The sequence below is a fragment of the Bradyrhizobium sp. PRIMUS42 genome (assembly GCF_023006515.1).
Taxonomy (GTDB): Bacteria; Pseudomonadota; Alphaproteobacteria; order Rhizobiales; family Xanthobacteraceae; genus Bradyrhizobium.
In genome coordinates, this window is sequence record NZ_JALBGZ010000838.1 from 1 (window position 1) to 2500 (window position 2500).

General features: G+C 66.1%; 4 protein-coding genes. 2 read left to right on the forward strand and 2 right to left on the reverse strand.

Annotation, left to right across the window (positions count from 1 at the left end; all coding sequences use genetic code 11):
• Together MOV75_RS34440 and MOV75_RS34445 are read left to right on the forward strand one after the other, a co-directional pair.
• Positions 1-361, forward strand: a 361-nt coding sequence (locus tag MOV75_RS34440) for a DUF4175 family protein (RefSeq protein WP_247007569.1), incomplete at its 5' end; no start/stop codon positions are given.
• Positions 349-1500: a DUF4175 family protein gene (locus MOV75_RS34445; RefSeq protein WP_247007570.1), complete on the forward strand. Its 1152-nt coding sequence runs from the start codon at positions 349-351 to the stop codon at positions 1498-1500. The genes MOV75_RS34440 and MOV75_RS34445, both read left to right, overlap by 13 nt.
• 99 nt (positions 1501-1599) lie before the next feature.
• Here the strand turns inward: MOV75_RS34445 and MOV75_RS34450 are convergent, their stop codons facing one another.
• The gene (locus tag MOV75_RS34450) at positions 1600-1974 is read right to left on the reverse strand and encodes a response regulator (protein WP_028139933.1); all 375 of its coding nucleotides are present in this window, start codon (positions 1972-1974) and stop codon (positions 1600-1602) included.
• A 49-nt stretch (positions 1975-2023) separates the two neighbouring features.
• Positions 2024-2500, reverse strand: a 477-nt coding sequence (locus MOV75_RS34455) for an FxLYD domain-containing protein (protein ID WP_247007571.1), incomplete at its 5' end; no start/stop codon positions are given.

Genomic DNA, 2500 nt, shown 5'->3' on the forward strand with positions numbered 1-2500 from the left:
GGACGCGCTCAAGGCGGCCCTGGAGCGCGGTGCCAGCGAGGACGAGCTCAGGGTGCTGACGCAGAAGCTTCGTGAGGCCATGGCCGGCAAGGTGCGCGATCTCGCCCGGCGCGCCGAACAGAATCCGCTCGGGGCCCGGCAGCCGTTCCCCGCGGAGGTCCAGCTCATCCTCGACAAGGCGATCGAGCTGCGGCAGAAGACCCAGCATGCGACGCCCGAGCAGCTCGCAGAGCTGGCGCAGCAGCAGGACGTCTTGCGCGAGCAGCTTCAAGCCTATCGGAAGTCGGCGAACAGCCGTGCCAACAAGGCGGGGGACGACAAGACCAACCAGTTTACGCGGGACCGGAAATGCGGAAGCTAGCACGCGTGCCAGTCTTGAAGGCGATGTCGATCGCCTGTCTCGCCGTCCTCTTGGGAGGCGTATCCCCGGTCGCGGCCCAGCAGCATCAGGATCCCGATGCGCTGCTCGACAGCGCGGAAAAGGCGATGCAGGATTCCGGCGACAGCCTCAGGCAGAAGGAGTCCGGGAAGAGCCTGAACAACCAATCCGACGCCATTCAGAAGCTCGAGGAATACAAGCGCGCCACGGAGAGAAGCCAATCTTCCAGTCGCGATCGTTCCGTCATCACGCAGCGGGATCTGGACGATCTTTTGCGGCAGATCGAGAAGGCGGCGCGCGAGGGCAATAAAGAGGCCGCGCAGCGCATGCTCGAGCAGCTCGCGCAGATCATGGAAAATCTGCAGATGGCGCAGCCCGGGCAATCCGGCGAGAGCGAGATGGAGCAGGCGCTGAACGAGCTCAGCGACATGATCCGCAAGCAGCAGCAATTGCGCGACAAGACTTTCAAGCAGGGCCAGGACTCCCGGCGGGACCGCTCGCGCGGCAAGCAGGGCGACCAGTCGATGTCGGACCTCCAGCAGGATCAGCAGTCGCTGCGCGACCGCCTGAAGAAGCTGCAGGACGAGCTCGCCAAGCGCGGCCTCGCGCAGAAGGGACAAAAGGGTCAGAAGGGACAGCAGGGTCAACAGGGACAGAAAGGCCAGCAGGGCGACCAAGGCCAGAACGGCGATCAGGACGGCGACGACGGCGATGACGATGGCAGCCTCGACACCGCGGACGGCGCCATGGGTGATGCCGGTTCAAAGCTCGGCGAGGGCAATGCCGACGGTGCCGTGGATTCACAGGGCAAGGCACTCGATGCGATGCGCAAGGGCGCGCAGAAGATGGCCGAGGCGATGCAGCAGGGCGATGGTGACGGGCAGGGCGATGGTCCCGGCAATCGGGCCGGTCGTCAGCAGAGCGGCGGCAATCAGACCGATCCGCTGGGCCGCCCGCTTCACGGTCGCGATCTCAGCGACGACTACTCCGTCAAGATCCCCGGCGAGATCGACGCCCAGCGTGTCCGCCGCATCCTCGAAGAACTCCGCCGCCGCCTCGGCGACAGCTCGCGCCCGCAGATCGAGCTCGATTATATCGAGCGGCTGCTGAAGGATTTTTGAGCCTCTCGTAGCCCGGATGAGCGCAGCGATATCCGGGGCCGCGCGTCCCGCATGTCGCTGCGCTCATGCGGGCTACGAACTGCGAGCTCAGTCCGCCCGCTACCCCTTCTTCGCCGCGAGTGCGTCCGCCACCGCCGTGCGGATGTCGGCGACCGAGAACGGTTTTGTCACGACGTCGTGCACGAGCGCATTCAGGTTCGAGGCGCGCTCGCGCTGGTCTGCAAAGCCGGTCATCAGCAGGATGGTCAGATCGGGGAAATCGCGCGCGGCGGAGAGCGCCAGCGCGATGCCGTCCATGATGGGCATCTGGATGTCGGTGAGCAGCAGGTCGAAGGCGCCGTCCTCGCGGGTCAGTATCTCCAGCGCCTCGGCGCCGTCCTGCGCGGTGACGGTCTCGTGGCCGTCCATGGCGATGGCGCGCGCCACCAGCGTGCGCATCGAATCCTCGTCGTCGGCGATCAGGATTTTCGGCATCAGATCAACCTCTGGGACGAACCTTCCCGTGCAGGACTCTGCAAGCTGATTATACGCTGCCGCCGGCAATGTCGCGCCGGTTGAAGAAGCGAACGTCGATATTGCGGCCCTCGGGTGGCGGCGAGGCGAGGCGAGAGCGGAAGAAGGCGCGCTCGCCGGGCCGCAGCACGGTCTGCTCCAGCACCGTATTCCAGGCATAGATCTCCGCGCCCTGCGCGTCGCGCACGGCAAAGCGCAGCCGCGGGATGTCGAGCGGCTTCTTGCCCTCGCCGACGATCACGCCCTCGATCACCAACACCTGCTTACCGTCCACGGTCTCGCTGGAGAGCCTCACGTCCTTGAAGGCGAGGCCGCGCAGGTTCACCTCGAGCCCTACCATTTTGTAGAACGCCGCCGTCTGCGGCAGCAGCCGCACCATGTCGCCGCGCCAGATCACCAGCCCCAGCACCAGCGCGCCCATGGCGGCGCAGGCGGTCGGCAGGCCGAAATAGGATTTTCGCGGCGCAATGGTGGGAGCCGGGCGGCT

Excerpts from the sequence above, each read along its gene's own strand:
- MOV75_RS34445 (WP_247007570.1), top strand. The coding sequence starts at position 349 with ATGCGGAAGCTAGCACGCGTGCCAGTCTTGAAGGCGATGTCGATCGCC.
- MOV75_RS34450 (WP_028139933.1), bottom strand. The coding sequence starts at position 1,974 with ATGCCGAAAATCCTGATCGCCGACGACGAGGATTCGATGCGCACGCTG.